Annotated in this window: 29 protein-coding genes; 24 read left to right on the top strand and 5 right to left on the bottom strand. The window is 54.9% G+C overall.

The annotated features are described in order from the left end of the window. Positions 1–16: 16 nt before the first annotated feature. The 14 genes from flhF (at position 17) to ACIGCM_RS02325 (ending at position 12,741) form a co-directional block, all read left to right on the top strand. The gene (flhF, locus tag ACIGCM_RS02390; protein ID WP_397500422.1) at positions 17–1,321 is read left to right on the top strand and encodes a flagellar biosynthesis protein FlhF; all 1,305 of its coding nucleotides are present in this window, start codon (positions 17–19) and stop codon (positions 1,319–1,321) included. A 113-nt stretch (positions 1,322–1,434) separates the two neighbouring features. Continuing rightward, positions 1,435–2,265 (top strand): flagellar synthesis regulator FleN, encoded by an 831-nt coding sequence (fleN, locus tag ACIGCM_RS02385; protein WP_397500421.1) that lies wholly within the window; start codon positions 1,435–1,437, stop codon positions 2,263–2,265. After that, positions 2,262–3,008 carry an RNA polymerase sigma factor FliA gene (fliA, locus tag ACIGCM_RS02380; protein ID WP_397500420.1) on the top strand — a complete coding sequence of 249 codons (747 nt, stop codon included), beginning with the start codon at positions 2,262–2,264 and terminating at the stop codon, positions 3,006–3,008. Before fleN ends, fliA begins: the two co-directional genes overlap by 4 nt. A 140-nt stretch (positions 3,009–3,148) precedes the next feature. Then, the gene (locus tag ACIGCM_RS02375; protein WP_176443248.1) at positions 3,149–3,523 is read left to right on the top strand and encodes a chemotaxis response regulator CheY; all 375 of its coding nucleotides are present in this window, start codon (positions 3,149–3,151) and stop codon (positions 3,521–3,523) included. Between the two features lie 19 nt (positions 3,524–3,542). Further along, positions 3,543–4,331, top strand: a complete 789-nt coding sequence (locus ACIGCM_RS02370; protein WP_397500419.1) for a protein phosphatase CheZ — start codon at positions 3,543–3,545, stop codon at positions 4,329–4,331. A 12-nt stretch (positions 4,332–4,343) separates the two neighbouring features. Beyond that, on the top strand, positions 4,344–6,512 hold the full coding sequence (locus ACIGCM_RS02365) for a chemotaxis protein CheA (protein ID WP_397500418.1): 2,169 nt from the start codon (positions 4,344–4,346) through the stop codon (positions 6,510–6,512). 43 nt (positions 6,513–6,555) lie between these two features. Next, a complete protein-coding gene (locus ACIGCM_RS02360; protein ID WP_397500417.1) occupies positions 6,556–7,716 on the top strand; it encodes a chemotaxis response regulator protein-glutamate methylesterase in 1,161 nt (386 codons plus the stop codon). Then, positions 7,716–8,456, top strand: a complete 741-nt coding sequence (locus ACIGCM_RS02355) for a flagellar motor protein (RefSeq protein WP_397500416.1) — start codon at positions 7,716–7,718, stop codon at positions 8,454–8,456. The genes ACIGCM_RS02360 and ACIGCM_RS02355 overlap by 1 nt, the downstream gene beginning before the upstream one ends. 11 nt (positions 8,457–8,467) lie before the next feature. Further along, entirely contained in the window at positions 8,468–9,334 is an 867-nt protein-coding gene (gene motD / locus ACIGCM_RS02350) for a flagellar motor protein MotD (protein ID WP_397500415.1), read from the top strand. Between the two features lie 54 nt (positions 9,335–9,388). Beyond that, on the top strand, positions 9,389–10,177 hold the full coding sequence (locus ACIGCM_RS02345) for a ParA family protein (protein ID WP_397500414.1): 789 nt from the start codon (positions 9,389–9,391) through the stop codon (positions 10,175–10,177). Between the two features lie 87 nt (positions 10,178–10,264). Further along, complete coding sequence (locus ACIGCM_RS02340; RefSeq protein WP_397500413.1) at positions 10,265–11,107, top strand: chemotaxis protein CheW; 843 nt, start codon at positions 10,265–10,267, stop codon at positions 11,105–11,107. A 54-nt stretch (positions 11,108–11,161) separates the two neighbouring features. Then, a complete protein-coding gene (locus ACIGCM_RS02335) occupies positions 11,162–11,641 on the top strand; it encodes a chemotaxis protein CheW (RefSeq protein ID WP_397500412.1) in 480 nt (159 codons plus the stop codon). 3 nt (positions 11,642–11,644) lie between these two features. Continuing rightward, on the top strand, positions 11,645–12,049 hold the full coding sequence (locus ACIGCM_RS02330; RefSeq protein WP_397501098.1) for a DUF2802 domain-containing protein: 405 nt from the start codon (positions 11,645–11,647) through the stop codon (positions 12,047–12,049). Between the two features lie 230 nt (positions 12,050–12,279). Beyond that, positions 12,280–12,741, top strand: coding sequence for a rhodanese-like domain-containing protein (locus ACIGCM_RS02325; RefSeq protein ID WP_397500411.1), 462 nt, complete (start codon positions 12,280–12,282; stop codon positions 12,739–12,741). On the opposite strand, the gene ACIGCM_RS02320 is transcribed toward ACIGCM_RS02325, so the two are convergent. Both ACIGCM_RS02320 and ACIGCM_RS02315 read right to left on the bottom strand, forming a co-directional pair. Next, positions 12,738–13,046 carry an EscU/YscU/HrcU family type III secretion system export apparatus switch protein gene (locus tag ACIGCM_RS02320; protein WP_397500410.1) on the bottom strand — a complete coding sequence of 103 codons (309 nt, stop codon included), beginning with the start codon at positions 13,044–13,046 and terminating at the stop codon, positions 12,738–12,740. The two genes, ACIGCM_RS02325 and ACIGCM_RS02320, sit on opposite strands and share 4 nt — an antisense overlap. After that, complete coding sequence (locus ACIGCM_RS02315) at positions 13,043–14,584, bottom strand: flagellar hook-length control protein FliK (protein ID WP_397500409.1); 1,542 nt, start codon at positions 14,582–14,584, stop codon at positions 13,043–13,045. Before ACIGCM_RS02315 ends, ACIGCM_RS02320 begins: the two co-directional genes overlap by 4 nt. Before the next feature lie 194 nt (positions 14,585–14,778). On the opposite strand from ACIGCM_RS02315, the gene ccmA reads away from it, so the two are divergent. The 10 genes from ccmA (at position 14,779) to ACIGCM_RS02265 (ending at position 22,085) form a co-directional block, all read left to right on the top strand. After that, positions 14,779–15,414, top strand: a complete 636-nt coding sequence (gene ccmA, locus ACIGCM_RS02310) for a cytochrome c biogenesis heme-transporting ATPase CcmA (protein WP_397501097.1) — start codon at positions 14,779–14,781, stop codon at positions 15,412–15,414. After that, entirely contained in the window at positions 15,411–16,082 is a 672-nt protein-coding gene (gene ccmB, locus ACIGCM_RS02305) for a heme exporter protein CcmB (protein ID WP_397500408.1), read from the top strand. The genes ccmA and ccmB overlap by 4 nt, the downstream gene beginning before the upstream one ends. A gap of 61 nt (positions 16,083–16,143) precedes the next feature. After that, on the top strand, positions 16,144–16,902 hold the full coding sequence (locus tag ACIGCM_RS02300) for a heme ABC transporter permease (RefSeq protein WP_397501096.1): 759 nt from the start codon (positions 16,144–16,146) through the stop codon (positions 16,900–16,902). Then, positions 16,899–17,075 (top strand): heme exporter protein CcmD, encoded by a 177-nt coding sequence (ccmD, locus tag ACIGCM_RS02295; protein ID WP_397500407.1) that lies wholly within the window; start codon positions 16,899–16,901, stop codon positions 17,073–17,075. The genes ACIGCM_RS02300 and ccmD overlap by 4 nt, the downstream gene beginning before the upstream one ends. Beyond that, entirely contained in the window at positions 17,072–17,530 is a 459-nt protein-coding gene (ccmE, locus tag ACIGCM_RS02290; RefSeq protein WP_397500406.1) for a cytochrome c maturation protein CcmE, read from the top strand. Before ccmD ends, ccmE begins: the two co-directional genes overlap by 4 nt. 11 nt (positions 17,531–17,541) lie before the next feature. Continuing rightward, on the top strand, positions 17,542–19,515 hold the full coding sequence (locus tag ACIGCM_RS02285) for a heme lyase CcmF/NrfE family subunit (protein WP_397501095.1): 1,974 nt from the start codon (positions 17,542–17,544) through the stop codon (positions 19,513–19,515). Next, a complete protein-coding gene (locus ACIGCM_RS02280) occupies positions 19,512–20,048 on the top strand; it encodes a DsbE family thiol:disulfide interchange protein (RefSeq protein WP_397500405.1) in 537 nt (178 codons plus the stop codon). The genes ACIGCM_RS02285 and ACIGCM_RS02280 overlap by 4 nt, the downstream gene beginning before the upstream one ends. 11 nt (positions 20,049–20,059) lie before the next feature. Beyond that, positions 20,060–20,542: a cytochrome c-type biogenesis protein gene (locus ACIGCM_RS02275; protein WP_397501094.1), complete on the top strand. Its 483-nt coding sequence runs from the start codon at positions 20,060–20,062 to the stop codon at positions 20,540–20,542. Continuing rightward, positions 20,542–21,765 carry a c-type cytochrome biogenesis protein CcmI gene (gene ccmI / locus ACIGCM_RS02270; protein WP_397500404.1) on the top strand — a complete coding sequence of 408 codons (1,224 nt, stop codon included), beginning with the start codon at positions 20,542–20,544 and terminating at the stop codon, positions 21,763–21,765. Before ACIGCM_RS02275 ends, ccmI begins: the two co-directional genes overlap by 1 nt. After that, positions 21,765–22,085, top strand: a complete 321-nt coding sequence (locus tag ACIGCM_RS02265) for a hypothetical protein (protein WP_397500403.1) — start codon at positions 21,765–21,767, stop codon at positions 22,083–22,085. Before ccmI ends, ACIGCM_RS02265 begins: the two co-directional genes overlap by 1 nt. A gap of 213 nt (positions 22,086–22,298) precedes the next feature. Here the strand turns inward: ACIGCM_RS02265 and ACIGCM_RS02260 are convergent, their stop codons facing one another. From ACIGCM_RS02260 to ACIGCM_RS02250, 3 genes are all read right to left on the bottom strand, one after another. Further along, the gene (locus ACIGCM_RS02260; RefSeq protein WP_397500402.1) at positions 22,299–23,153 is read right to left on the bottom strand and encodes a pirin family protein; all 855 of its coding nucleotides are present in this window, start codon (positions 23,151–23,153) and stop codon (positions 22,299–22,301) included. Positions 23,154–23,338: 185 nt separating this feature from the next. Beyond that, positions 23,339–24,118 (bottom strand): VacJ family lipoprotein, encoded by a 780-nt coding sequence (locus tag ACIGCM_RS02255; protein WP_397500401.1) that lies wholly within the window; start codon positions 24,116–24,118, stop codon positions 23,339–23,341. Beyond that, positions 24,111–25,409, bottom strand: coding sequence for a serine/threonine protein kinase (locus tag ACIGCM_RS02250; RefSeq protein ID WP_397500400.1), 1,299 nt, complete (start codon positions 25,407–25,409; stop codon positions 24,111–24,113). The genes ACIGCM_RS02255 and ACIGCM_RS02250 overlap by 8 nt, the downstream gene beginning before the upstream one ends. Positions 25,410–25,411: the final 2 nt, after the last annotated feature.

Genomic DNA, 25,411 nt, shown 5'->3' with positions numbered 1-25,411 from the left:
AGCCGAGGTCACAGGTATGCAGGTTAAACGTTTTTTTGCTGCCGATATGCGTCAAGCCATGAAGCTGGTTCGTGAAGAACTGGGCGCTGATGCGTCGATCATCGGAAATCGCCGCGTTGCTGGCGGCGTGGAACTGACGGCGGCTCTGGATTACCAGATTCCTGCGGCTCCGGCACGCCTGCCGAACCCTGAACTGGAAAGCGAGTTGCGCAAAACCCAGTCAAAGATCGCCGCTGCCCATGCAGAGCTGAGCCTGCGTGTTGAACCCGAGGTGGCGAAGGACCTGCAGTTGTTTGCTGAGCTGTCTGAACAACAGCCTGAAAGCCCATTGGATCTTGCTGTGCGTGCCTCGACTAAAGCGGCGGCGGCAGCGGTTGATCAAAGTACTATCGATGCGATGCGCTCTGAACTTTCAGGTCTGCGTGAGTTGATTGAAGTTCAACTCGGCTCTATCGCATGGGGGCAAATGCAAACACGCCGCCCACAACAAGCTAATTTGTGGCGTCGCCTGCAGCGCATGGGCTTGCCGGCCGATGTCGCCCGGCCATTGCTGGAACGCGTCAATGATATTGCCGAGCCTCGTCAAGCATGGCGTATGCTTCTGGCCCACTTGGCTCACGCGATCCAAGTGCCTAAGCAAGAACCTTTAGAAGACGGTGGTGTGATTGCGCTGGTAGGGCCTGCTGGCATGGGCAAGACCACCACTATCGCCAAATTGGCTGCTCGCTATGTGCTGAAGTATGGCGCGCAGAATGTCGCGTTGGTCAGCCTGGACAGCTATCGCATCGGTGCTCAAGAACAGTTGAAAACCCTGGGCCGCATTCTCAATGTGCCTGTGACGCTGGTCGATCCAAGTCAGTCGCTGACTCAAGTCATCACGCCGTTGATGCGCAAACGTGTGGTTTTAATTGATACTGCAGGCCTGCCAGCCAATGATCCGGCGCTGCGTATGCAGTTGGAGGCCTTGGCAAGTCGTTCAATTAATGCGAAAAATTATCTGGTTATGGCCGCAACCAGTCAAAATCAGGTGCTCAAATCGGCTTATCATAGTTATAAGCGTTGTGGGCTTATGGGCTGTATTCTGACTAAACTGGACGAAGCAGCAAGTATGGGTGAGGTTTTAGGGTTGGCCATTAGTCAGCGTTTGCCGGTGGCTTATGTAACTGATGGCCCTCGAATTCCAGATGATTTGCAACTGCCGCGCAGTCACCAGTTGGTCAGTCGCGCAGTCGGCCTCCAAGCTCAGGAAGAGCCGAGCGAAGACACCATGGCTGAAGTCTTTGCGGGCCTTTACCAGCAACCGGCAAAACGGGCGAGCTGATGCATTACCACATGATTTTTAGCACAGCCTTGATGCAAGCGGGTTGTGTTCATCTTAGTCGGAGCACAAAGGACAATGTGCTCCTGACCTGCGTGAGCAAGGAGCGTAATTAAATGGCGGTGCACCCAGTTCAAGTTATTGCTGTCACCGGCGGTAAAGGCGGGGTTGGCAAAACGAACGTGTCAGTCAATTTGGCCATGGCATTGGCTGAAGAGGGACGGCGCGTCATGTTGATGGATGCCGACTTAGGTTTGGCCAACATTGATGTGCTGCTCGGACTTACACCAAAGCGTACGCTGGCAGATGTCATCAGTGGCGAATGTGATATGCGCGACGTGGTGATCCAGGGACCGTGCGGTATTCGTATTGTGCCTGCCGCTTCCGGCACACAAAGCATGGTCCAGTTAACCCCGATGCAGCACGCTGGATTGATCCAGGCGTTTAGCGATATCAGCGAGAACATCGACGTGCTGATTGTTGATACCGCAGCGGGTATTGGTGATTCGGTGGTCAGCTTCGTGCGAGCCGCCCAGGAAGTTTTGGTCGTAGTTTGTGACGAGCCAACCTCAATCACTGACGCCTATGCATTGATCAAGTTGCTTAACCGTGATTACGGGATGAACCGCTTCCGCGTGTTGGCCAATATGGCGCACACCCCGCAAGAGGGGCGCAACCTGTTCGCTAAATTGAGCAAGGTGACTGATCGTTTCCTGGACGTCGCCCTGCAATACGTTGGTACTGTGCCTTATGACGAGTCGGTGCGTAAGGCGGTACAGAAGCAACGTGCAGTATTTGAAGCATTTCCACGTTCAAAATGCTCCGTGGCGTTTCGCGCAATTGCCCAGAAAGTCTGCACTTGGCCTTTACCCGCCAATCCACGCGGGCACCTGGAGTTTTTTGTCGAGCGTCTGGTGCATCAACCTGCTACTGACACGCCGGCATGACAGCGGCGTCTGGACTTCGAATGTATAGCAAAGCGCAGGGTAAAGACTTGCAACATCAGCTGATCGAGCGTTATGCGCCACTGGTTAAGCGAATTGCCTATCACCTTTTGGCGCGCTTGCCAGCGAATGTTCAAGTTGATGATTTGATTCAAGCCGGAATGATTGGCCTGCTCGAAGCCTCAAAAAAGTACGACGGCAGTAAAGGTGCGAGCTTCGAGACTTTTGCCGGAATTCGTATACGGGGTTCCATGCTTGATGAAGTGCGTAAGGGCGATTGGGCACCGCGTTCTGTGCATCGCAATAGCCGCATGGTCAGTGATGCAATTCGAGTAATTGAGGCAAAAACAGGTCGTGACGCTAAAGATCACGAAGTTGCTGCCGAACTCCAATTGAGTCTCGAAGATTACTACGGCATTCTTGGCGACACTTTGGGCAGCCGCTTATTCAGTTTTGACGACCTCTTGGAGGACGGTGAAAACGGCGGCTTGCAGGAAGATGCCAGTAACAGTCAATCCGGGCCTTCACGGGAGTTTGAGGAAGAGCGCTTTCAGGCAGCCCTTGCTGATGCAATCGGTAACCTGCCAGAACGTGAACAATTGGTTCTTTCGTTGTATTACGACGAAGAGCTGAACCTCAAGGAAATCGGTGAAGTGCTAGGGGTGAGTGAGTCTCGGGTTAGTCAGTTGCATAGCCAATGCGCCGCACGTTTGCGCGCGCGTCTAGGTGAATGGCGAGCCCAATAACATTTGTAGCCAGATTCTGAAAACCTTGTATAGCGAGGCGCAGTTAGTGTGCGCCTGGCCAGGCCGGTTTCACGATTAGAGGGTGCATTCAGAATGCTGAATGCACTGGGGAAGGTACGGAGGTCGACTTGGACAAGAACATGAAAATCCTCATCGTTGATGACTTTTCAACGATGCGCCGCATTATTAAAAACCTCCTGCGTGACCTGGGGTTTACTAACACCGCTGAAGCCGATGACGGCACAACTGCATTGCCGATGCTGCAAAGCGGCAGCTTCGACTTTCTGGTGACTGACTGGAACATGCCTGGCATGACCGGTATTGAACTGTTGCGCGCAGTGCGTGCTGATGAGCGTCTGAAACAACTGCCGGTACTGATGGTGACTGCTGAAGCTAAACGTGACCAGATCATCGAGGCTGCTCAAGCCGGTGTGAATGGCTACGTGGTGAAGCCATTCACTGCTCAGGTGCTCAAAGAAAAAATCGAGAAGATATTTGAGCGTGTAAACGGCTGACGTCTGCGCTGAGGTTGTTATGGAACACGATGATTCCCAAATGGGTGACTTTGAGTCGACCCTGAAAAGTAATGCCCACCAATTGCTTGAAAGCCTAGAGCGCGGCAATTTTGGTGATGCGGTTCAGGTCATCAATGAACTTAACAAAGTGCGTGACCGTGGTCTTTACCATGAAGTTGGCAAACTAACCCGCGAGTTGCACAGCGCCATTGTCAACTTTCAGCTAGACCCGCGCCTGCCATATGCGACTGAAGCCTCGCAAATTACTGACGCAACCGAACGCCTCAACTATGTGGTGACGATGACCGAAGATGCGGCCAACCGAACCATGGATCTGGTTGAGCAAAGTGCGCCGTTGGTTAACGATATCCGCACTGACGCACAAAGTCTGAGTGCCGACTGGGGGCGCTTTATGCGCCGTGAGATGGGCGCAGAGGATTTTCGCGAGCTGGCTAAGCGGGTCGAGTTGTTTCTGGCTAATAGCGAGCGCGACAGTGGCAAGTTGTCCGGTCACTTAAACGATATTTTACTGGCTCAGGACTATCAAGACCTGACCGGTCAAGTCATTAAGCGCGTGACTCAACTGGTGACTGAAGTTGAGAGCAATCTGCTCAAATTGATGCTTATGGCAACCCAGGTTGACCGGTATGCAGGCATCGAACATGACCCAGAAACGCTGCGTGCAGAAAAACAACAAGAAAAAAATCCATCTCAGGGTGAAGGTCCGCAGATTCATGCCGATAAGCTTGATGACGTTGCATCGAGTCAAGATGACGTCGACGATCTGTTGTCCAGTCTGGGATTTTAGGAGCACGTACATATGAGCTTCGGCGCCGATGAAGAAATTCTCCAGGACTTCCTGGTAGAGGCCGGCGAGATACTCGAACAATTGTCCGAGCAGTTGGTTGAGCTGGAAAGCCGCCCGGATGATATGAATCTGCTCAATGCGATTTTTCGGGGATTTCACACAGTTAAAGGCGGTGCCGGATTTCTCCAGCTCAATGAGCTGGTGGAGTGCTGTCACATCGCTGAAAACGTCTTCGATATATTGCGTAAAGGCGAGCGCCGAGTTGATTCGGAGCTTATGGACGTTGTCCTTGAAGCGCTTGACGCGGTTAATGGCATGTTCAGTGAGGTGCGTGAAGGCGCCACACCTACGGCTGCGACGCCAGAGTTGCTGGCCGCGTTGGCCCAGTTAGCTGAGCCGACATCTGCTGCGCCTGCTGTGGTCGCCCCAGTAGTTGCAGCGCCGACTGCCGCCGCTCCGACACCGGCTAATAACGATATTACCGACAGTGAATTTGAGCAGTTGCTCGATGCACTTGATGAAACACCGCAGCAAGTCGATGTCCCTGCGGCCAGTGATGAAATCACTGATGATGAGTTTGAGTCACTACTTGATCAGTTGCACGGCAAAGGTCAGTTTGCTGGCGACCAAAGCGCAGTTGCGCCGGTCAATGCTGAGGCACCGGTTGCCACAGGTTCGCCTGCCGCCGGCCCGGTCAGCGATGAAATTAGCGATGACGAGTTTGAAGCTTTACTCGACCAGCTACATGGCAAAGGCCAGTTTGTTGCGCCGGAAATTGTTGCACCTGCCGCCACTGAGGCCAACGAAACGGTTTCGACCCCTGCTGCGAGCAGTGACAACATCAGCGACGATGAATTTGAAGCGCTGCTGGATGAACTGCATGGCAAAGGCAAGTTTACCGAGCCCGTGGCCCAGGTTGCCGGTTCTGATGTGCGGCCCGTCAAAGTAGCACCTCGAGCCGTGCCAGCAAAAGCAGCGGCACCGGTGGCTGAAAAAACAGCCCCAGCCAACGAAGTGGAAACCACCGTTAGGGTTGATACTGCGCGGCTTGACGAGATCATGAATATGGTCGGCGAGCTGGTGCTGGTGCGTAACCGTCTGGTTCGCCTGGGTGCAAGCAGTAACGATGAAGCCATGGGCAAGGCGGTTTCCAATCTGGATGTGGTCACTGCGGATTTGCAGACTGCGGTGATGAAAACCCGCATGCAGCCGATCAAGAAAGTCTTTGGCCGCTTTCCGCGTTTGGTCCGTGATTTGGCACGTAACCTCAAGAAAGAAATCAGCTTAGAGCTGATTGGTGAAGAAACCGATCTGGATAAAAACCTGGTTGAAGCCTTGGCCGATCCATTGGTGCACTTGGTGCGCAACGCGGTTGACCATGGCATTGAATCACCGGACGAACGTGAAGCCGCGGGTAAGTCACGTGGCGGCAAGGTCGTGCTGTCGGCCGAGCAAGAGGGCGATCATATCCTGTTGATGATCACCGACGACGGCAAAGGTATGGACGCCGATGTCCTGCGCGCCAAAGCGGTTGAGAAAGGCTTGCTGGAAAAAGACGCAGCCGATCGCCTTAATGAATTTGAGTGCTACAACCTGATCTTTGCGCCTGGGTTCTCGACCAAGACCGAGATATCCGATGTGTCCGGCCGCGGTGTCGGCATGGATGTGGTCAAGACCAAAATCTCTCAGCTTAATGGCACTGTTAACGTGTTCTCGGTCAAAGGCCAGGGCTCGAAGATTGTCATTAAAGTGCCGCTGACGCTGGCAATCATGCCGACCTTGATGGTCATGCTGGCGGATCAGGCTTTTGCTTTCCCATTGGTCAACGTCAACGAGATCTTTCACCTCGATTTGTCGCGCACCAATGTGGTTGATGGTCAAGAAGTGGTGGTGGTGCGTGAAAAAGCCCTGCCATTGTTCTACCTCAAGCGCTGGCTGGTTAAAGGTGCAGCCCATGAAGAGCAGCATGAAGGCCATGTGGTGATTCTGACTGTCGGAAGTCAGCGTATCGGCTTTGTGGTTGATCAGTTGGTGGGTCAGGAAGAAGTGGTGATCAAGCCGCTTGGCAAGATGCTGCAAGGCACGCCCGGAATGTCGGGTGCGACCATCACCGGTGACGGGCGTATTGCACTGATTCTTGATGTGCCAAGCATGCTCAAACACTACGCCCGCCGCATGTGACTGTCGCCTGCGCAGCCTGAGGCTGCGCAGTTAAGGAGCTCTAATGGCTGTAAAAGTATTGGTAGTAGATGACTCCGGTTTTTTTCGCCGTCGAGTCTCTGAAATCCTTTCTTCGGACCCGAATATCCAGGTAATCGGTACGGCAACCAACGGCCGTGAAGCGATTGATCAAGCGCAAAGTCTCAAACCTGATGTCATCACCATGGATTACGAGATGCCGATGATGGATGGCATCACGGCCGTGCGTAACATCATGCAGCGCTGCCCAACACCGGTCTTGATGTTCTCTTCGCTGACCCATGAAGGCGCGCGCGTTACCTTGGACGCGCTGGATGCGGGGGCGGTTGATTTCCTGCCCAAGAATTTTGAAGACATCTCGCGCAACCCGGACAAAGTGCGGCAGATGCTCTGCGAGAAAGTCCACAACATTGCCCGCAGCAACAGGCGCAGCCTCAGTTCTGTGCCGCCTGCCGCTCCGGCTTCAAGTGCAACCTCAACGGCATCTGCAGCAGGTTTACCCAGGCGAGCGACTACGCCGTTAGCCACCTCTGCCCGAACACCGCAGGAGTCAGCCAGGCCCGCGACGGCTCACCCAGCCAGCCATTCTGCGGGGCATGGCAGCAGTGCCGCGCCGAAGCATAAAGCCTACAAGTTAGTTGCTATTGGCACCTCAACGGGCGGCCCGGTGGCGTTGCAGCGTGTGCTTAGCCAGCTGCCCGCTAATTTTCCGGCACCCATTGTGCTGATCCAGCATATGCCTGCGGCCTTTACCAAGGCCTTTGCCGAGCGCCTTGATAAGCTCTGTCGGATTAACGTCAAGGAGGCCCAGGACGGCGACCAGTTGCGCCCGGGTCTGGCTTTGCTGGCCCCTGGCGGTAAGCAAATGATGATTGATGCGCGCGGCTCGGTACGGATTTTACCGGGTGATGAGCGGCTCAATTACAAGCCATGCGTTGATATCACCTTTGGCTCGGCGGCGCGTACCTATCAGGATAAAGTGCTGGCAGTGGTGCTCACCGGCATGGGTGCTGATGGCCGCGAAGGGGCGCGTCTGCTTAAGCAGAGCGGCAGCCAAGTGTGGGCGCAGGATGAAGCCAGCTGCGTTATTTATGGCATGCCCATGGCGGTGGTCAAAGCCAACCTGACAGATGCCGTCTACTCGCTGGATGACATCGGCAAACATCTTACCCAGGCGTGCGTGTAATGGATGTCCTGAGCCTGATTGGGATCATCTTGGCCTTTGTCGCTATTTTGGGCGGCAATTACCTTGAGGGTGGCCACGTAGCCGCGCTGCTCAACGGTCCGGCAGCGCTTATTGTGATTGGCGGTACCTTGGGCGCGGCGTTTTTGCAGGCGCCGATGAGTGTCTTTAAGCGCTCGTTGGTGATTGTCCGCTGGATCATCTTTCCTCCCCGTATTGATTTGGCTGGCGGTATTGACCGGGTCGTCAACTGGAGTCTGGTGGCGCGTAAAGAAGGCCTGTTGGGGCTAGAAGCAGTGGCCGATCTTGAGTCTGACCCATACGCGCGCAAGGGCTTGCAGTTACTGGTAGATGGCGCTGAAACTGAATCCATTCGCAGCGTTCTTGAAGTCGATTTGTACACCAAAGAAAGCCACGACATCCAAGCCGCCAAGGTATTTGAAAGCATGGGCGGCTACGCGCCGACCATCGGTATCATCGGTGCGGTGATGGGCTTGATCCACGTAATGAGTAATCTGGCCGACCCGAGCATGCTGGGCAGTGGGATTGCAGTCGCCTTTGTCGCGACCATTTACGGCGTCAGTTTTGCCAATTTGCTGCTGCTGCCAATTGGCAACAAGCTCAAAGCCATTGCCCAGCGTCAGACGCGCTATCGCGAGATGATCCTTGAGGGCATATTGTCGATTGCCGAAGGTGAGAACCCGCGCTCCATTGAGCTGAAACTGCAAGGTTTCATGGATTAGTGGGGTGAAATATGGCTCGACGCCGTCATCAGGAAGAACATGAAAACCATGAGCGCTGGCTAGTCTCCTATGCCGATTTCATTACCTTGCTGTTCGCGTTTTTTGTGGTGATGTACTCGATCTCTTCCGTCAATGAAGGCAAGTACAAAGTCCTCTCGGAAACCCTGACCGGCGTATTCAATCAGCCTGACCGCTCCATCAAGCCAATCCCTATTGGTGATGAGCGGCCAAGAACGACTGAGCCTGACCGCTCAATGGTCGATGAAGATGTCACACAAGCGCCGGAAGACTCTTTGCAAAGCATCTCAAGCAGCATTAGCCAGGCGTTTGGCGATCTGATTGCCAGTGACCAATTGAAGGTGCGCGGCAATGAGCTTTGGATTGAAATAGAACTCAGTTCAAGCCTGTTATTCTCCAGCGGTGATGCGCTCCCAAGTGACGCCGCCTTTGAGATTGTCGAGAAAGTTGCCAAAATTCTGGCACCTTATGGCAACCCGGTACATGTTGAAGGTTTTACCGATAATCAGCCGATTCATACGGCGCAGTTTCCAAGTAACTGGGAGCTGTCAGCCGCGCGGGCGGCAAGTATTGTGCGGATGCTGGCGATTGATGGGGTCAACCCATCGCGCATGGCCTCCGTCGGCTATGGCGAATTTCAACCTGTGGCCGATAACGCGACAACTGAAGGGCGGGCGCGAAACCGTCGAGTGGTTTTGGTAATCTCGCGTAATCTTGATGTGCGCCGCAGCATTAGCGGCGTTGGCAGCGCTCGGGCTCAGCCTGATAAAGCCTTGCGCAGCGCTGGCACGCAACCTGCACCATCAGCCGTAGTTCCGACGCCGCAATCCGGCGCCGTCAAATCACCGTCGCCGAACTGATCGGGCGGCATTAGATCCAGCTCAGGTAACACTTGTAGCGGGCGGAAGAGCAGAATGAGAGTTTGGGCAGTAGCCAATCAAAAAGGTGGTGTCGGTAAGACCACTTCATCCATCGCCTTGGCAGGTCTTTTGGCCGACTCCGGTAAGCGTGTGGTTGTGGTCGATCTCGATCCGCACGGCTCAATGACCAGCTATTTTGGTCATGACCCGGATAGTCTTGTGCACAGCGCATATGACCTGTTTTTGCACCAAGGCGTGGTGCCGCAAGGTTTGCCAAAGCAGTTATTGCTGCCAACCAGTCATGAGCAGATTGCCTTGCTGCCATCCAGCACTGCACTGGCTACCCTGGAGCGTCAGTCGCCGGGGCAAAATGGTTTAGGCCTGGTTGTTTCCAAAGCGCTCGCCCAGCTTTGGGGTGAATACGACTACGCAATCATCGACAGCCCGCCATTGCTCGGTGTCTTGATGGTCAACGCATTGGCCGCCAGCCAGCAACTGGTGATCCCGGTGCAGACTGAGTTTCTCGCGGTAAAAGGTCTTGAACGCATGGTCAGCACGCTGGCGATGATTAACCGCTCGCGCAAACAGGCGCTGCCTTACACCATTGTGCCGACCTTGTTTGACCGTCGCACTCAGGCGTCGATGTCGACCTTGCGCTTACTGCGCAATAGCTACCCGGACAATTTGTGGCAGGCCTATATTCCGGTTGATACGCGCCTGCGTGACGCGAGCCGGGCAGGGCAGACGCCTTCGCAGTTTGATCCGAAAAGCCGTGGGACCTTGGCCTACCGGGCGCTACTCAAGCATTTGCTGGCGCATCAACAGTCTGCACAGGTGGCTTGAGATGCCGCGTTTTTTTGCAAACTACTGCTCAAGTCTGCCTAGATTGCTGCCGATACAGGCTACAGAATCTTTGTGCGGATATTCACTATGACCGGCCCAGCCACCACCACCCGTCCACAACTGGCACTGCAGTCCTATTTGGACAGCTTGCTTCAGGATGCGTCGCTGGAATTGGCCACGAGCGTCAGTCTGGATGAGTTCGAAGCGGCCGTTCGCGAAGAGCAGCAACGTGACGCCACGCAACCCTTGCTGACATTGGCACCTGAGCCAGCAGTTGTTCAGGCTGTGATTGAAGCGCCAGTCATACAGGCAGAGCCTGTAATGCCTGCGCCTTTACTTGAATTGCCCGACGCCTTGGCCCCGGAGTCATCCTTAACGCTTGTCGAGCCCATCGCTGATGTGTACCGCCCTTCATCCACCGCGCCTTTTGCGCCTGTTTTGGCTGAAGATGGGCGTCCACAGTGGGCCCAAGAACCCTTTGAGTGCTTGTTATTTGATGTGGCGGGTTTGACTCTGGCAGTGCCCTTGGTCTGCCTTGGTTCAATTTACCCACTCGAAGGGCAGGACCTGACCCCGCTGTTTGGTCAGCCGGACTGGTTCCTTGGGATCCTGCCATGTCAGGCGGGCAACCTTAAGGTGCTCGACACTGCGCGCTGGGTCATGCCGGATCGCTATCGTGAAGACTTCCGTCAGGGCTTGCAGTTTGTAATTTCGGTTCAAGGCTACGAGTGGGGGCTGGCGGTTCATCAGGTTAGCCGCTCTATTCGTCTTGACCCGAATGAGATCAAGTGGCGCAGCCAGCGTTCGCAACGACCATGGCTGGCAGGCACAGTGATTGAACATATGTGTGCCTTGCTAGATGTCTCGGCACTGGCTGAGTTGATTACCAGCGGCGCAGCCAAAAGGCTGGTAAACGGTCAGGTTCACTAATTATTTTTGTAAGCGGGTACTGACTCGCAATCGTTTATCCAAGAGGCTAGGAATATGAATAAAAACGCTGCTCAAGGCGCTGAGGATCCAATCCTGCAATGGGTGACCTTTCGCCTGGATAACGAAAGTTACGGCATCAACGTGATGCAGGTGCAGGAAGTCCTGCGTTATTCGGAGATTGCTCCGGTTCCGGGTGCACCTAGTTATGTATTAGGTATTATCAACCTGCGTGGTAACGTAGTAACCGTTATCGATACACGTCAGCGCTTTGGTTTGGAACCTGCCGATATTACGGATAACACCCGCGTGGTGATTATTGAGGCAGACAAGCAAGTGGTCGGCATTCTGGTCGACAGTGTTGCCGAGGTGGTTTACCTGCGTCAGTCTGAGGTTGAGACGGCCCCCAATGTGGGTAACGATGAGTCTGCCAAGTTCATTCAGGGCGTGTGCAACAAGAATGGCGAACTGCTGATTCTGGTTGAGCTGGACAAAATGATGAGTGAGGAAGAGTGGTCGGAGTTGGAGTCAATTTGAATGATGCTTGAAGCCGCACTGGTGGTTTTGGCCCTGATCAGCGTAGCGCTGATAGGTGCCTGTGTGTGGCTGCATTCCCAGCTCAAGAGCACGGTTGCCCTGCAGGCCGAACGCGATGCAGCACGTGATCTGCGCCTTAAAGAGCTGAGCAAGCGACTGGATACCTACCTCACTGGCAGTATTCGCATGGGCGAGGAACTGCATGAGTTGCGCCAGACAGTGGCACCGCTGCCCGACAAAGTTAGCCAGATGGAACAACGCGATCCGGCAAATTTATCGTTTACCCAAGCCGCTCGCTTAGTCGGCTTGGGTGCCAGTGTGGATGATCTCACCCAGTCTTGCGGCCTAAGCAAGGCTGAAGCTGAGCTGGTCAGCAAGCTTCATCAGGCCAACCCCAATCGGGGTTAAGCCTTTCCGCGTATCGCGTAGGTCGTCCTCCGTCTGTCATCTCGCCGTCAGATTTAAGCCATGAGATCCACACAAACCGCGGACAAGCTTCGCTTGTCGCGCCCTACGTGAAGCGACGGTTATAGCGTTGGAAGTTCTTAAAGCGTTGCGTTGCCATCTAAATCGTTCCTAGTCTTTAGTTCAGGCCACCCTAAGCTTGTTAGTAACCGAGTAATAACAGGGAAGCTGTTATGGCTAGATTACTGGTGGTGTTGGTGGTGTTTGGCTTGAGTCTCCCTGCAGTCGCGCAGGACGTCCCCGAAACTGTGGCTGGCGCAAGCACGGTTAATGTTCTGCAAGCGCGTGTTCTCTATGAGCAGGGCGCAATGTTTGTTGATGTACGGCCACAGCGCGAGTGGTCTTGGGGGCATATCAGTGGCGCAACCCATTTGGATATTGACAAGCGTTTCGCTGAGCTGTCGACTGCTGGAATCCCACGGGGCGCTGCACTGGTGGTGTATTGCGACAGTGATGTCAGTCCGCGCAGTGCCGAGGCGGTGCGCAAGGCTGTCAGTTGGGGCTACGAACAAGTGTACTTTTTCCGTGATGGCTACTTTGCCTGGCAGTTATTGGACTTTCCGCTGGATAAGGGCGCGAGCGATGAGTCGCAGCTCTATGCAATGTCAGGCAGCCTGAGGCGCGTAACCGATTAAATCTCTTGCATTGTGTCCGCCTGGCTGGCGTTGAAGCCTGCCGGGCATTTGCCTTTTAGGTGCCAGGCGAAGGCAATAATTTCTGCAATACAGCGGTACAGCTCTTCAGGAATGCTATCGCCAAGTTCAAGGCGGGCGAGGAGGCGTACCAACTCGGCGTTCTCATAGATTGGCACTTCATACTCACGGGCTATGGCCAAAATCGCTTCAGCTAACTCATCGTCACCCTTGGCGCTGAGTGTGGGCGCTTGTTGGCCGTCATAGCTCAGGGCGATGGCTTGGCGAGGTGTGTTGTGTTTAGTCATGCGGTCTCATCCACCCAGCGCTGTTGCAGGGCCGTTTTGGAGCCTTGCGGCGGGGAGCCTTGGGCGCAGGACAGTGCGCTGACCTGTAGCCCGGCGTCAATCAAGCGCTGACGTAAATTAACCAGTTCACTGTCGATTAGCTTGGCGGTGCTGGCTTGTTCAGCCCAAAGTGTGCTCGATAGGCTGCCGCGTGCCAGCTGCGTCTGTACCTGCACAGGCCCAAGCGGCTCCAAATCGAATGCAAGATCAATGCGCCAAAGCATTTCTTTTTGCTCTTGGGCGGCTGACTTCTGAGGTTCGTCGCGCTGGATTTTTAGCTGCACGGGCACCAGCTCTTGCTGGTTACGCATGGGGATCTCTAGCTGCCAGGTAGTCAGGATATTGCCGTCTGGCCCCACTTGGGTTTGCGCCAGGCTCGAGAGTTGGTGGGTTTGCAGGCGAGACACTGCAGCGGCGGCAAGTTTGAGCAGGGCTTCGAGGTCGCCATCTTCAGTCAGCGATTGCAGAAGTTTTGTTGGCAGCGGGAAATTCAGTGCCTGTTGTTTGCTGCTGCTCTGGTTGATGCTGCCCAGTAAGTTGCGCGCCAGAGCGGGCAAAGACTGGGCCATGATCGCACTGGCGGTCGCCCCGGGTAATGCGCCTTGTACCGGTAAGTTGAGTTGTAGCTGGCTGATCAACTTGAGCAGGTTGGCCTTTAAATCTGTTGGCAGGGCATTGGCTTGGGTGCCCAATAGCTTACTTTCAAGAAAAGCGCCGCTGTTTTCCAATGCCTTGCTCAGGCCCTTGCTATCACTCAGTTGCTGGCCGTCAGGCATGGCACCGATCAGTTTATCGATACTGCTGCGCACGCCGCTGGGAATATCGCCGCGCTCGCTCAAGCCCTGCAGAGACTTGAACAAGCCCTGCAAGGAACCTTGGCCATTGTGTTGATTTTGCAATTGCTGAGTCAGCACCAGTTGATCAAGTCGCCCGCTCAGGGGCAGAAGATTAAGCGATTGATTACCCTGTACCTGAGCGCTCAACAGGCTGCCGGGTTGGAGTGACAAAGGGGTCTCGATCACCAGCTTGCTGCCCGCTAATGAGGTATTGAGCAGGCTGACCAGAACCTTGTAGATCACCTGTACCTTGCCTTGAGCGATTTGTTCGCTGCTCAGCACTTTGCCTTGAATCAGCGTGCCCACTGGTAATTGATTGAGGTCGAGGCTCTTTAATGGTTTGTCGCCGCCGGGCTGTAATGCCAGCAAGAGTTTGCTGTCTGATAGGGCGGTAATGGTCAGGGCGGTGCCTTGCGCAACAGGTCGGTTGCTGCTGGCTTCGACAGTGGCTTGGCGACCATTTTCCATGGTGAGCTTGAGCATGAGCTGAAAGCTTTGAGCGACTTGTCTGAGGCTGACAACTTCCGCGGTGGCAGTGTCGCCCTTGGCCATTAAGCCTTCAAGTGGCTGTAGCAGTTTCACTGCCATGTCGCTAGCCACCGAGTTTGAGCGGTTGCTTGCAGGTGTGGCGGGGAGTGGCCGACTGCTGCTTATTTCACTCATCTACACGTTACACCCTGTCGAAAAGGCAACTGCGGGGAGGAGGGCGAGGCATGTATAATGCCGCCGCTGGCTAGTGCCTGTTTCGCCGCGTGAAGTCCGTACAGGCTACTTTAAACGGTTCATTAAGCCCGCATGCATCACTATATAGCGGCTGAAATGCAGCCATCTTGAATCATTTATTAGGTAAAAATGCTGTGATCAGCCCAATTCTTGAAGCCAGGTCGCTCTCTTGTGAGCGTGATTGGCGCATGCTTTTTGAGCATCTAGAACTGACTCTGGTTCCCGGCGAAATGCTTCAGGTTGCAGGTCCTAACGGTAGTGGTAAAACCAGTTTGTTGCGACTTTTAGCGGGGCTGATGCAGCCTACAGCAGGTGAAGTGCAACTCTATGGCAGCGCATTGAACGCGCAGCGCGGTGAGCTTGCTGGAAAATTACTTTGGATCGGCCATGCGGCGGGCATCAAGGGTTTGCTGACCGCACAAGAGAACCTCACGTGGCTCTGCGCTTTGCAGCAGCCCGTAGAGCGTGAGCAGATTTGGCAGGCCCTTGAGGCTGTTGGTCTGCGCGGTTATGAAGACGTTCCTTGTCACTCGCTATCGGCCGGGCAGCAGCGCCGGGTTGCGTTGGCGAGGTTGTATTTACCGGGTCCAATACTTTGGATTCTAGACGAGCCCTTTACCGCGCTCGATATCGCTGCCGTCGCTCAGCTTGAGGCACATTTGGCTGCACATTGCGAAAAGGGTGGCCTGGTCGTGATGACGACGCACCACAGTTTATCGGTTAAACCACAGGGCTATCGTGTGCTTGATTTAGGCGTGCGCAGCCTATGAGTAACGTATTCACACTGCTGGTGGCACGTGAAGCTCGGTTGCTGTTCCGGCGGCCGGCTGAGTTGGCGAATCCCTTGGTCTTCTTCGCCATTGTCATTGCCTTGTTCCCTTTGGCGGTCGGGCCAGAAGCTCAATTGTTGCAAACCCTTTCACCAGGGCTGGTCTGGGTGGCGGCGCTATTGGCCGTGCTGCTCTCGCTGGACGGGCTTTTTCGCAGTGATTTTGAAGATGGCTCACTTGAGCAGTGGGTCCTTTCGTCGCACCCTTTGGCTCTTCTGGTTTTGGCCAAGGTGCTGGCACACTGGGCGTTTTCAGGCTTAGCACTGGTCATTCTGTCCCCGGTATTAGCACTTATGTTGGGGCTGCCTGCTCACTGTTTACCTGTTTTACTGATTTCGCTGCTGCTTGGAACCCCGGTCTTGAGCTTGTTGGGGGCTGTAGGCGCGGCATTGACAGTTGGCCTAAAGCGCGGTGGCTTGTTACTGGCCTTGCTGATTCTGCCTTTGTACATTCCGGTGCTGATTCTTGGCAGCGGTGCCTTACAGGCGAGCCTGCAAGGGTTGCCAGCTGTCGGGCAGTTGTTGTGGATGGCGTGTTTGACCACCTTGGCGGTGACCTTCAGCCCTTTTGCTATCGCCGCGGGTCTGCGTATAAGCGTCGCTGAGTGACGTTGAAACTATAACCACTGTGCAGAGCATGCAGTGGTTGACTGAAGAACTGATGAGTAACCTGATGAACTGGACATGGTTTCACAAGCTGGGTTCGCCCAAGTGGTTTTATGAGATCAGTGGTCGCTGGCTGCCGTGGCTGATTGCTGCTGCGGCGCTGTTATTGGTTTCAGGCTTGGTTTGGGGGTTAGTGTTTGCCCCGCCTGAACGCTATCAGGGCGATAGCTATCGGATTATCTATATTCATGTGCCTGCGGCATTTCTCGCGCAAGCCTGTTATTTGACCATGGCGCTGGCTGGCGCGGTTGGCTTGATCTGGAAAATGAAGATCGCCGATGTCGCCTTGCAACAAGCCGCGCCTGTGGGGGCCTGGTTGTGCTTTTTGGCGCTGGTTACCGGGGCGATTTGGGGTAAGCCGACCTGGGGTACATACTGGGTCTGGGATGCACGCCTGACTTCAATGTTGATTCTGCTGTTCTTGTACTTTGGTGTGATTGCTCTGGGGCAAGCCATCAGCAACCGTGACAGTGCTGCCAAGGCCTGTGCAGTGCTGTCTTTGGTCGGTGCGGTCAATATCCCGATCATCCAGAAGTCGGTTGAGTGGTGGAGCACCTTGCACCAGCCAGCAACCTTCAAAATTACCGGCAAGGCGAGCATGAGCGCCGAAATGTGGATGCCATTGCTGCTTTCAGTGCTGGGATTCTACTGCCTGTTTATTGTGCTGGTGCTCGTTCGGATGCGCCTGGAAGTGCTCAAGCGCGAGTCGCGCAGTGCTTGGGCCAAGGCCGAGGTTAACCGGCAACTGGAGGCGCGCCCATGAGCTTCGCATCGTTGAGTGATTTCATCGCCATGGGCGGCCATGGTGCCTATGTGTGGTCCGCATACGGCATTACCCTTGCTGTGCTGGGCCTGAACATCGCACTGCCTATTTTCGCCAAACGGCGCTATCTGCAAGACGAGGCGCGTCGTTTGCGCCGGGAGAGCAACTCGTGAACGCGGTTCGTAAAAAACGCTTGTACATCATCCTTGCCTTGGTCGCTGGTGTGGCAATCGCTGTAGGCCTGGCACTGTCGGCGCTGCAGGAGAATATCAACCTGTTCTATACGCCTACCCAGATCGCCAATGGCGAAGCACCAACGGATGCCCGGATTCGTGCGGGCGGCATGGTCACTGAAGGTTCAGTCAAACGTTCTGCGGACTCGCTGCAAGTCGAGTTTGTGGTCACCGATTTTGCCAAGAGCGTAACCATTCGCTATAGCGGCATCCTCCCTGACTTGTTCCGTGAAGGGCAGGGCATCGTCGCGCTTGGCAAGCTCAATGCTGATGGCGTGTTAATCGCTGACCAAGTACTGGCTAAGCATGATGAGAAATACATGCCGCCTGAAGTCACTAAAGCGCTTAAAGAAAGCGGCAAGCTTAAGCCTGAAGGTAAGGAGGGCGGCGCATGAGTGCCATGTTGATGGTTCCAGAACTCGGCCATTTAGCGATGATTCTGGCGTTGTGTATGGCCGTTGTGCAGGCCACATTGCCAATGATTGGTGCCTGGCGCGGTGATCGTCAGTGGATGAGCCTGGCCCAGCCTGCAGCCTGGGGCCAATTTGCCTTTCTGGTATTTGCTTTTGCCTGTTTGACCTACGCCTTTATGGTCGACGACTTTTCTGTGCGTTACGTTGCCAGTAACTCCAACAGCGCCTTGCCTTGGTATTACAAGTTCAGTGCGGTCTGGGGTGCCCATGAAGGCTCATTATTGTTGTGGGCTTTGATTCTGGGTGGCTGGACCTTCGCGGTTTCAATCTTCTCGCGCCAATTGCCGGAAGAAATGCTCGCCCGTGTGCTCGGTGTGATGGGCATCATCAGCGTTGGTTTCTTGCTGTTTTTGATCATCACCTCCAACCCTTTTGCCCGCTTGCTACCGAACATGCCTGCTGACGGCAATGACCTTAATCCGTTGCTGCAAGACTTTGGCTTGATCATCCACCCGCCCATGCTCTACATGGGGTATGTTGGCTTTTCCGTAGCATTTTCCTTCGCCATTGCGGCGCTGCTGGGCGGCAAGCTCGACGCAGCCTGGGCGCGCTGGTCGCGGCCTTGGACTATTGTCGCCTGGGCCTTCCTGGGTATCGGTATTGCTTTGGGCTCGTGGTGGGCTTATTACGAGCTTGGCTGGGGCGGCTGGTGGTTCTGGGACCCAGTGGAAAATGCTTCGTTTATGCCTTGGCTGGTCGGCACTGCGCTGATCCACTCCTTGGCGGTCACCGAAAAGCGTGGGGTGTTCAAGAGCTGGACCGTTTTGTTGGCAATTGCCGCATTCTCCTTGAGCCTGCTCGGGACTTTCTTGGTTCGGTCCGGCGTGCTGACTTCGGTCCATGCATTTGCCAGTGACCCAGAGCGCGGCGTATTTATCCTGGCGTTCTTGCTGCTGGTCGTCGGCGGCTCACTCGCACTCTTTGCAGTACGTGCGCCGGTGGTTAAAAGCAAGGTGGGGTTCGCACTGTGGTCGCGTGAAACCTTGTTGTTGGCCAATAACCTGATTCTGGTGGTTGCCGCGTCGATGATCCTGCTCGGCACCCTGTATCCGCTGGTGCTAGATGCTTTGACCGGCGCCAAGTTGTCCGTTGGACCGCCGTACTTCAACGCGCTGTTTGTGCCACTGATGGGCCTGCTGATGGTGGTTATCGCCGTGGGTGTGCTGGTGCGTTGGAAAAACACACCGGTTAAATGGCTGGTGAGCATGCTGATGCCTGTATTACTCGGCAGCGTTGCGGTTGGGGCGATTGCCGCCTTTGCCTTTGGTGACTTCAACTGGGGCGTCATGGCGGTGTGCATGCTGGCTGCTTGGGTGGTATTGGCGGGTGTGCGTGACATCTTTGACAAGACCCGCAACAAAGGCCTGTTCAAAGGCATGCGCGAGCTGACCCGCAGTTATTGGGGGATGCAGTTGGCGCACTTCGGCATGGCTGTGTGTGCCTTGGGTGTGGTTTTGACCAGTGTTGGCAACCTTGAGCGTGATATGCGTATGGCACCGGGCGATACAGTTAGCGTCGGTGCCTACGAGTTTGTCTTTGAGGGCTCGAAGCACCGCGAAGGGCCTAACTTCAGTGCTGATCGCGGGACCATGCGGGTACTCGACGACGGTAAACAAATTGCCGTGTTGCACCCAGAGAAACGTTTCTATGCCGTGCAACAGTCGATGATGACTGAAGCGGCGATTGATGCAGGTTTCACCCGCGATGTGTTCGTGGCGCTGGGAGAACCACTGGAAAATGGTGCATGGGCTGTGCGGGTGCATATCAAGCCGTTCGTGCGCTGGATCTGGCTGGGTGCCTTGCTGATGGGCTTTGGTGGCGTGCTAGCGGCACTCGACAAACGCTACCGCGTGAAGGTGCGCACCCGTGTGCGTGAGGCATTGGGTGTGGCGGGGGCGCCGGCATGAAACGATTGATTTTGCTATTGCCACTGGCACTGTTTCTGGCAATTGCCGTGGTCCTGTATCGCGGCATGTTTCTCGACCCGTCTGAATTGCCTTCGGCGTTGATTGATAAACCCTTTCCGGCCTTTTCATTGCCTTCAGTGCAGGATGATAAAACTATCAGCCTGGCTGACATCAAAGGTAAGCCAGCGTTGGTTAACGTCTGGGCAACCTGGTGTATTTCATGCCGGGTCGAGCATCCGGTGTTGAATAAAATCGCCAAGCTGGGCGTGAATATTTACGGTATCAACTACAAAGATGAGAATGCGGCCGCGCAGAAGTGGCTCAAGGAATTCCATAACCCTTATCAGCTCAATATCAGTGATGCCAAAGGCACGCTAGGACTTGATCTTGGGGTTTATGGCGCACCGGAAACCTTCTTGGTCGATAAAGACGGCATCATCCGCCACAAGTTTGTTGGGGTGATTGATGAAACCGTTTGGCGCGATCAGCTTGCGCCGCTTTATCAGGCCATGGTCGATGAGGCCAAGCCATGATGGGGTTAACCTTGCGGCGTGGTTTGGCAGCCTTGTTATTGGGGGTGACGCTGATCAGCGTGGCCCATGCAGCAATTGATACTTATGAGTTCAAAACCGAGGCTGAGCGCGAGCGCTATCGCACGCTGACGGAAGAGCTACGGTGCCCTAAGTGTCAGAACCAAAACATTGCCGATTCCGATGCGCCGATTGCCTTGGATTTGCGTGCCCAAATATATAAAAAGATTGAAGGCGGCGAGAGCGATCAGCAGATCATTGATTATCTGGTCGCCCGTTACGGCAATTTTGTGTTGTACAAGCCGCCTGTCACTGGGCGTACTTTGCTGTTGTGGTACGGCCCTGCAGGCCTGCTAATCGGTGGTTTTATTCTGTTAGGCGTGATTGTACTGCGTAAGCGTCGGCAAAAGACCGAGCAGTACCAGGGACTCTCAACAGATGAGCAGCAACGTCTTGCTGCCTTACTAAATCAAGCGCCTTTGGATAAGAAAGACTGATGATTGAATTTTGGCTGTGTGCCGGCCTGCTAGTACTGGCCGCCTTGGGGTTTCTGCTGATTCCTGTTGTGCGTGCTCGTAAGTTTCAGGCTGAGGAAGACCGTACGGCGTTGAACGTGACGCTCTACCAGGAGCGAATCAAAGAGCTGGAAACCCAGCATGCCGCCGGTGTGCTTAGTCCCGAGCAACTGCGTGATGGCCGTGATGAGGCCTCCCGTGAGTTGTTATCTGATACTGAGGGTAATCAGGGCAAGGCGAGCGTTCTGGGGCGCAAAGTGCCTCTGATTATGGCGTTGTTGATGCCGCTATTGGGTTATGGCTTGTACATGCATTGGGGCGCGATTGATCAAGTTGAGCAAACCCTGGCCTTTGCCGATCAGCCGCAAACGATTGAAGCCATGACCGAGCGCCTTGAGGCCGCGGTCAAAGATAAGCCAGACTCTGCCGAGGCCTGGTACTTTTTAGGCCGCACCTATATGGCTCAGGAGCGAGCTGGCGATGCAGCTAAGGCCTTCGAAAAGGCGGTTGAGCTGGCTGGACGTGACCCTGCACTGCTCGGGCAGTGGGCGCAGGCGATCTACTTTGCCGGTGACAAGCAATGGTCGCCGCAATTGCAGAGTCTGACTGATGAAGCGCTGAAGGCCGATCCGGAAGAGGTGACGAGCTTGGGATTGCTGGGGATTGCGGCCTTCGAGCAGGGCCGTTTTCAGGATGCGATTGATTCATGGGAAAAATTGGTCGCCGTGCTGCCAGAGAATGACCCATCGCGTCAGGCTATTCAGGGCGGTATTGAACGTGCCCGCGGCGAACTTGATCCAGCCGCTGCAAGCGCCGAAGCCGCCACTCCGGACACTGAAGCCGCCACTGCAAGCACTGATCACAAGCTCAAGGTCAAGGTTGAATTAGCCGCCGAGTTGAAAGATAAAGTCCAGCCAACTGATAGCGTGTTCATCTTTGCCCGTGCTGTATCCGGGCCGCCGATGCCGCTGGCGGTTAAGCGTTTGACGGTGGCGGATTTGCCGGTTGAGGTGAGCTTGTCGGATGCCGATGCAATGATGCCGCAGCTGAAAATCTCTGGTTTCGATCAGGTTCAACTGGTGGCGCGAATCTCCCGTAGCGGTAACGCCACCCAGGGTGAGTGGGTGGCGCAGCCCAAAGCTGTCGCCAGCAACAGTGACGACTTGCAGCAACTGACCATCGATAGCGCTGAGCGTAAAAACTAATGAAAAATTGGTTGGGCTTCATTGGTGTCGCGGCGTTATTGGTGCTCTCCGGCTGCTCCACGCATGGGCCTGGCACACAGGTGAGCGATCTGCCGGTTAAGCAGTCACATCCTCGTTATGCGCCGCCCCCAGGAGCGCAAAGCCACTGGGTGCCAGCCTTGGGTGTGTACTCGGTTGAGGGGGCCAGCAACCTGTATTACCGCGAACGCACCTATTACCGCTGGAGCAATGGCTGGAGTTGGGGGCTGAGCGCCAATGGCCCTTGGCAAGCAGCGGACAGCAGCGAAGTGCCGCCGGGCCTGTTTAACTACTACAAGTAGGGCAGGCCATTGCAGTCTCGAATACTCGGGGTGTCTGTGCGACTTGCGGTGGCCAAGCTTCGCGTTGACGCACCCTACGACAGTCGCTTACGGCGGCGGTATTGGCTGGCAGGTTGATGCTTTTTTCGGCCACCATTTGCCGCCACAATCGTCGGGAATTTGCGCTTGCACCTGCACCGCAGCCGAGCTTTGTGTTGGCCTCGGGCTGATCGCCTACGCCAATACTCCATCGCGAAAATCACGCAATGCCTGTTCGATCTCCTCGTGGCTGTTCATCACAAAGGGTCCGTACTGGACGATTGGCTCACCAATGGGTTTGCCTGCGATCAGCAAGACTTTAGCGCCCGTGAGGCTGCTCAGTTGTATGTCCCCCTGATCGCCCAATCGCACAAGTCGCCCCGTCGCTATGGTGTCTGCACCTGTTTGCGGCAATTGCAGGCTACCTTCATAGACGTAAAGCATCAGGCGATGGCCGTCGGGTATTTGGGGCTGAATCTGGCTGCCAGCAGGTAGGTGCAAGTCAAAATATTGAGGGTCGGTATCAGGGCGTTGCACCGCACCCGCTTGTTTGATACTGCCATCGCTGAACTGGCCTGCAATAACCACCACTTCAACACCTTCGGCTGTGGTCACCCGTGGGATGTCACTGGCCGGGATATCACGGTAATCCGGGTCGTTCAGCTTGCTTTTTGCCGGCAGGTTGAGCCACAGCTGGAAGCCGCGCATGGCACCATCTTGCTGTTCGGGCATCTCGCTATGGATTACCCCGCGCGCAGCCGTCATCCATTGCACGCTGCCGCTTTCAAGCAGGCCGACATTGCCCATATGATCTTCATGGCGCATGCGCCCTTCAATCATATAGGTGATGGTTTCAAAGCCGCGATGAGGGTGGGGTGGGAAGCCCGCAATGTAATCATCTGGATTTTCTGTGGCGAACTCGTCGAGCATCAAAAACGGATCAAAACGCTCCAGGCCACCCCCACCGATAACTCGGTTGAGCTTAACGCCTGCGCCGTCAGATGCCGGCTGACCGGGTTGTACGGAGAGAATTTTGCGCATGGGTTTCATCAAGCACCTCCTCATTCAGGTTGTGGCTATGGTAGTGCGATCTATTAGATTAATGGTCGCTAAATACTTGAGTAAATAATCGGATTTATCGATTTATTAATCGCCGCTTACAGGCTGTTAATTTTATTCAGGCATAAAAAAACGCCCAGTTTGAGCTGGGCGTTTTCAATTGAGCAGGCGTGAGGTTACTCGTTAATTTGCAGCTTTCGCGCTTCGGTGTAGAAGTAGCGGATTTTCTCGTACTCAAACGGTGAGTTGAGTTGGCCGTAACGGAAGTTAACCGTAGAGCGCGTATCGATGGCCCACAGTGTACTGACTTCCAGCTGTGGCGAATCGAAGCTGAACGCGAAGAAATCGAGGAAGTCGAGTGTGGCCAGACCTTCAAAATCTGCTACCAAACCAGTGCCATCACGCAGACTTGAAGGGCCCAGTACCGGCACCATCAGGTAAGGGCCTGCGGGCACGCCGTAGAAACCAAGGGTTTGGCCGAAGTCTTCACGTTGCTTGGGTATACCCATCTTGGTTGCCGGGTCCCAAACGCCGAGCACGCCAATGGTGGTATTTAGCAGCAAGCGGGCGGTGATATCCATCGAGCGCTTGCCCTTGAATTGCAGCAGGCTATTGGCAAGGTTGCTGATGTCACCGATGTTCGCAAAGAAATTGCTGACCCCACTTTCCACAAAATCAGGTGTGATCCAACGGTAGCCATCAACCACAGGGATGAACACCCACTCATCAAAGCGATAGTTGAAGTGGTAGATGCGTCGGTTCATTGACTCCCATGGGTCATAGACATCCAGCGCTTCGAAACTCGACTGTTCGAATACGTGCTGATCCAGGCCTGGGTTGAACTGAAGCCTCTCAAGGGGGTTCTTGAAGCCATCGTCACCGATTGGCGGTGTTGTGTCGGCCCAGGCAACGTCTGCACTGAACAACAGGGCGAGCAGGAGGATTTTCTTAACCACGGAAGAACTCCAGCATAGCGTCGCTGTTGACGCGGTAGTTTAAGTTGCCGCAATGCCCACCAAGAGGGTACACGGTCAAACGGTCGCCCATGGTGCGGCGCAGGAAGCCAAGATCGCCTGGGCCGAGGATGATGTCGTCAGCGTTGTGCATGACTGAGATCTTTTTGCTGGTCTTGAGGTAATCCTCGAGTGCATAGAGGCTGACCTTGTTAACCAGTTGATCAAGGCTGCCGCCGTCGTAGCGGGCGCGCCACATGGGGATCAGTTGTTCACGCATGTAGCAGTCAAAATCGCACTGCAATGCACGACGCAGATAAGGCGTCATGTCGGTATTGGCTTTAATGACAGTACCGGGAGGTGTGATCAGGCCGCGTCGGTTGAGCAAGTCTGAGGTGTAGGCGATATCCGACGACGAGAAGCGGAAGACGGTGCCAATCAGCATTGCCATCTGTTCGTTGGTCAAGTGCTCCTTGGACATTTGGAACTCATAGAGCATGGCTTCATTCATATCGATGTAGCCTTTTTGCTCGAAATAGCGTGCCAACTTACCGAGGATCAGGTCAAAGAAGTTTCTGTTGTTATTGATCCCGGCAACCTTGGTCTGCACCAGCTTATTGAGGTTGCTGATGGAGGTGTAGAGATTGACCGGTGGGTTGAGCAGCAACACCCGTTTGAAGTTAAAGCTGCGCCGTTCCTCGTCGAGCTTGCTGACGAAGGCTGCGTTAAGTGCGCCCAGGCTATAGCCGGTCAGGTAGTAGTCGCTGACCTCCAAGTCTGGATGTTGCGCACGCACGGCTTGCATGGCGCGGTACAGATCGTCGGCATCGTCTTCTGAAAGGCCCGGAGTGGCATGACGTGAGGCAGAGGCCATAAAGTCATAGCTGGTCGGAGAGGACAGCTGAACCACATGGTAGCCGGCCTGGTAAAACAGCTTCTTCAGGTATTCCGGGGTGGAGCTGGAATAGCTGGCCCCGGTGCCTGCAATGATAAATACCAAAGGTGCTTTACCGTCTTGTCGTGCCAAGCGGTAGCGCATCTTGGTCACAGCCCAGAGGTTATCCGGCAGTTCGTACTCACGCTCAGGATGCAGCAGCACCTTATAGTCGCTCTGATCGATATCACTGTCGTCAGGCAGGCTCGGGCGCAGTTCGGGTGGCGTTGTGGCGATAGTCGCCTCAAACGGATTGGTGATCGGGTAGCCATAGCTTTCGATGTCTACATCTGCCGCCCACAGTGGAGCACTGAGGGTTAGGCCGCAGACGAGCGCAGCAAGGCGGCGGGTAAGCGACATGG

This window comes from Pseudomonas sp. NPDC078700, from assembly GCF_044542375.1.
Taxonomy (GTDB): domain Bacteria; phylum Pseudomonadota; class Gammaproteobacteria; order Pseudomonadales; family Pseudomonadaceae; genus Aquipseudomonas.
Note: the sequence above shows the minus strand (reverse complement) of the source record. Positions and strands in the feature narration are given on the sequence as shown.

Excerpts from the sequence above, each read along its gene's own strand:
- ACIGCM_RS02355 (WP_397500416.1), top strand. The coding sequence starts at position 7,716 with ATGGATGTCCTGAGCCTGATTGGGATCATCTTGGCCTTTGTCGCTATT.
- ACIGCM_RS02330 (WP_397501098.1), top strand. The coding sequence starts at position 11,645 with ATGCTTGAAGCCGCACTGGTGGTTTTGGCCCTGATCAGCGTAGCGCTG.
- flhF (WP_397500422.1), top strand. The coding sequence starts at position 17 with ATGCAGGTTAAACGTTTTTTTGCTGCCGATATGCGTCAAGCCATGAAG.
- ACIGCM_RS02320 (WP_397500410.1), bottom strand. The coding sequence starts at position 13,046 with ATGACTAAACACAACACACCTCGCCAAGCCATCGCCCTGAGCTATGAC.
- ACIGCM_RS02265 (WP_397500403.1), top strand. The coding sequence starts at position 21,765 with ATGAAAAATTGGTTGGGCTTCATTGGTGTCGCGGCGTTATTGGTGCTC.
- ACIGCM_RS02340 (WP_397500413.1), top strand. The coding sequence starts at position 10,265 with ATGACCGGCCCAGCCACCACCACCCGTCCACAACTGGCACTGCAGTCC.
- ACIGCM_RS02325 (WP_397500411.1), top strand. The coding sequence starts at position 12,280 with ATGGCTAGATTACTGGTGGTGTTGGTGGTGTTTGGCTTGAGTCTCCCT.
- ACIGCM_RS02285 (WP_397501095.1), top strand. The coding sequence starts at position 17,542 with ATGGTTCCAGAACTCGGCCATTTAGCGATGATTCTGGCGTTGTGTATG.
- ACIGCM_RS02365 (WP_397500418.1), top strand. The coding sequence starts at position 4,344 with ATGAGCTTCGGCGCCGATGAAGAAATTCTCCAGGACTTCCTGGTAGAG.
- ACIGCM_RS02280 (WP_397500405.1), top strand. The coding sequence starts at position 19,512 with ATGAAACGATTGATTTTGCTATTGCCACTGGCACTGTTTCTGGCAATT.
- ACIGCM_RS02250 (WP_397500400.1), bottom strand. The coding sequence starts at position 25,409 with ATGTCGCTTACCCGCCGCCTTGCTGCGCTCGTCTGCGGCCTAACCCTC.
- ACIGCM_RS02360 (WP_397500417.1), top strand. The coding sequence starts at position 6,556 with ATGGCTGTAAAAGTATTGGTAGTAGATGACTCCGGTTTTTTTCGCCGT.
- ccmD (WP_397500407.1), top strand. The coding sequence starts at position 16,899 with ATGAGCTTCGCATCGTTGAGTGATTTCATCGCCATGGGCGGCCATGGT.
- ACIGCM_RS02315 (WP_397500409.1), bottom strand. The coding sequence starts at position 14,584 with ATGAGTGAAATAAGCAGCAGTCGGCCACTCCCCGCCACACCTGCAAGC.
- ccmB (WP_397500408.1), top strand. The coding sequence starts at position 15,411 with ATGAGTAACGTATTCACACTGCTGGTGGCACGTGAAGCTCGGTTGCTG.
- fliA (WP_397500420.1), top strand. The coding sequence starts at position 2,262 with ATGACAGCGGCGTCTGGACTTCGAATGTATAGCAAAGCGCAGGGTAAA.
- ACIGCM_RS02335 (WP_397500412.1), top strand. The coding sequence starts at position 11,162 with ATGAATAAAAACGCTGCTCAAGGCGCTGAGGATCCAATCCTGCAATGG.
- ACIGCM_RS02370 (WP_397500419.1), top strand. The coding sequence starts at position 3,543 with ATGGAACACGATGATTCCCAAATGGGTGACTTTGAGTCGACCCTGAAA.
- ACIGCM_RS02260 (WP_397500402.1), bottom strand. The coding sequence starts at position 23,153 with ATGAAACCCATGCGCAAAATTCTCTCCGTACAACCCGGTCAGCCGGCA.
- ccmI (WP_397500404.1), top strand. The coding sequence starts at position 20,542 with ATGATTGAATTTTGGCTGTGTGCCGGCCTGCTAGTACTGGCCGCCTTG.
- motD (WP_397500415.1), top strand. The coding sequence starts at position 8,468 with ATGGCTCGACGCCGTCATCAGGAAGAACATGAAAACCATGAGCGCTGG.
- ACIGCM_RS02345 (WP_397500414.1), top strand. The coding sequence starts at position 9,389 with ATGAGAGTTTGGGCAGTAGCCAATCAAAAAGGTGGTGTCGGTAAGACC.
- fleN (WP_397500421.1), top strand. The coding sequence starts at position 1,435 with ATGGCGGTGCACCCAGTTCAAGTTATTGCTGTCACCGGCGGTAAAGGC.
- ACIGCM_RS02375 (WP_176443248.1), top strand. The coding sequence starts at position 3,149 with ATGAAAATCCTCATCGTTGATGACTTTTCAACGATGCGCCGCATTATT.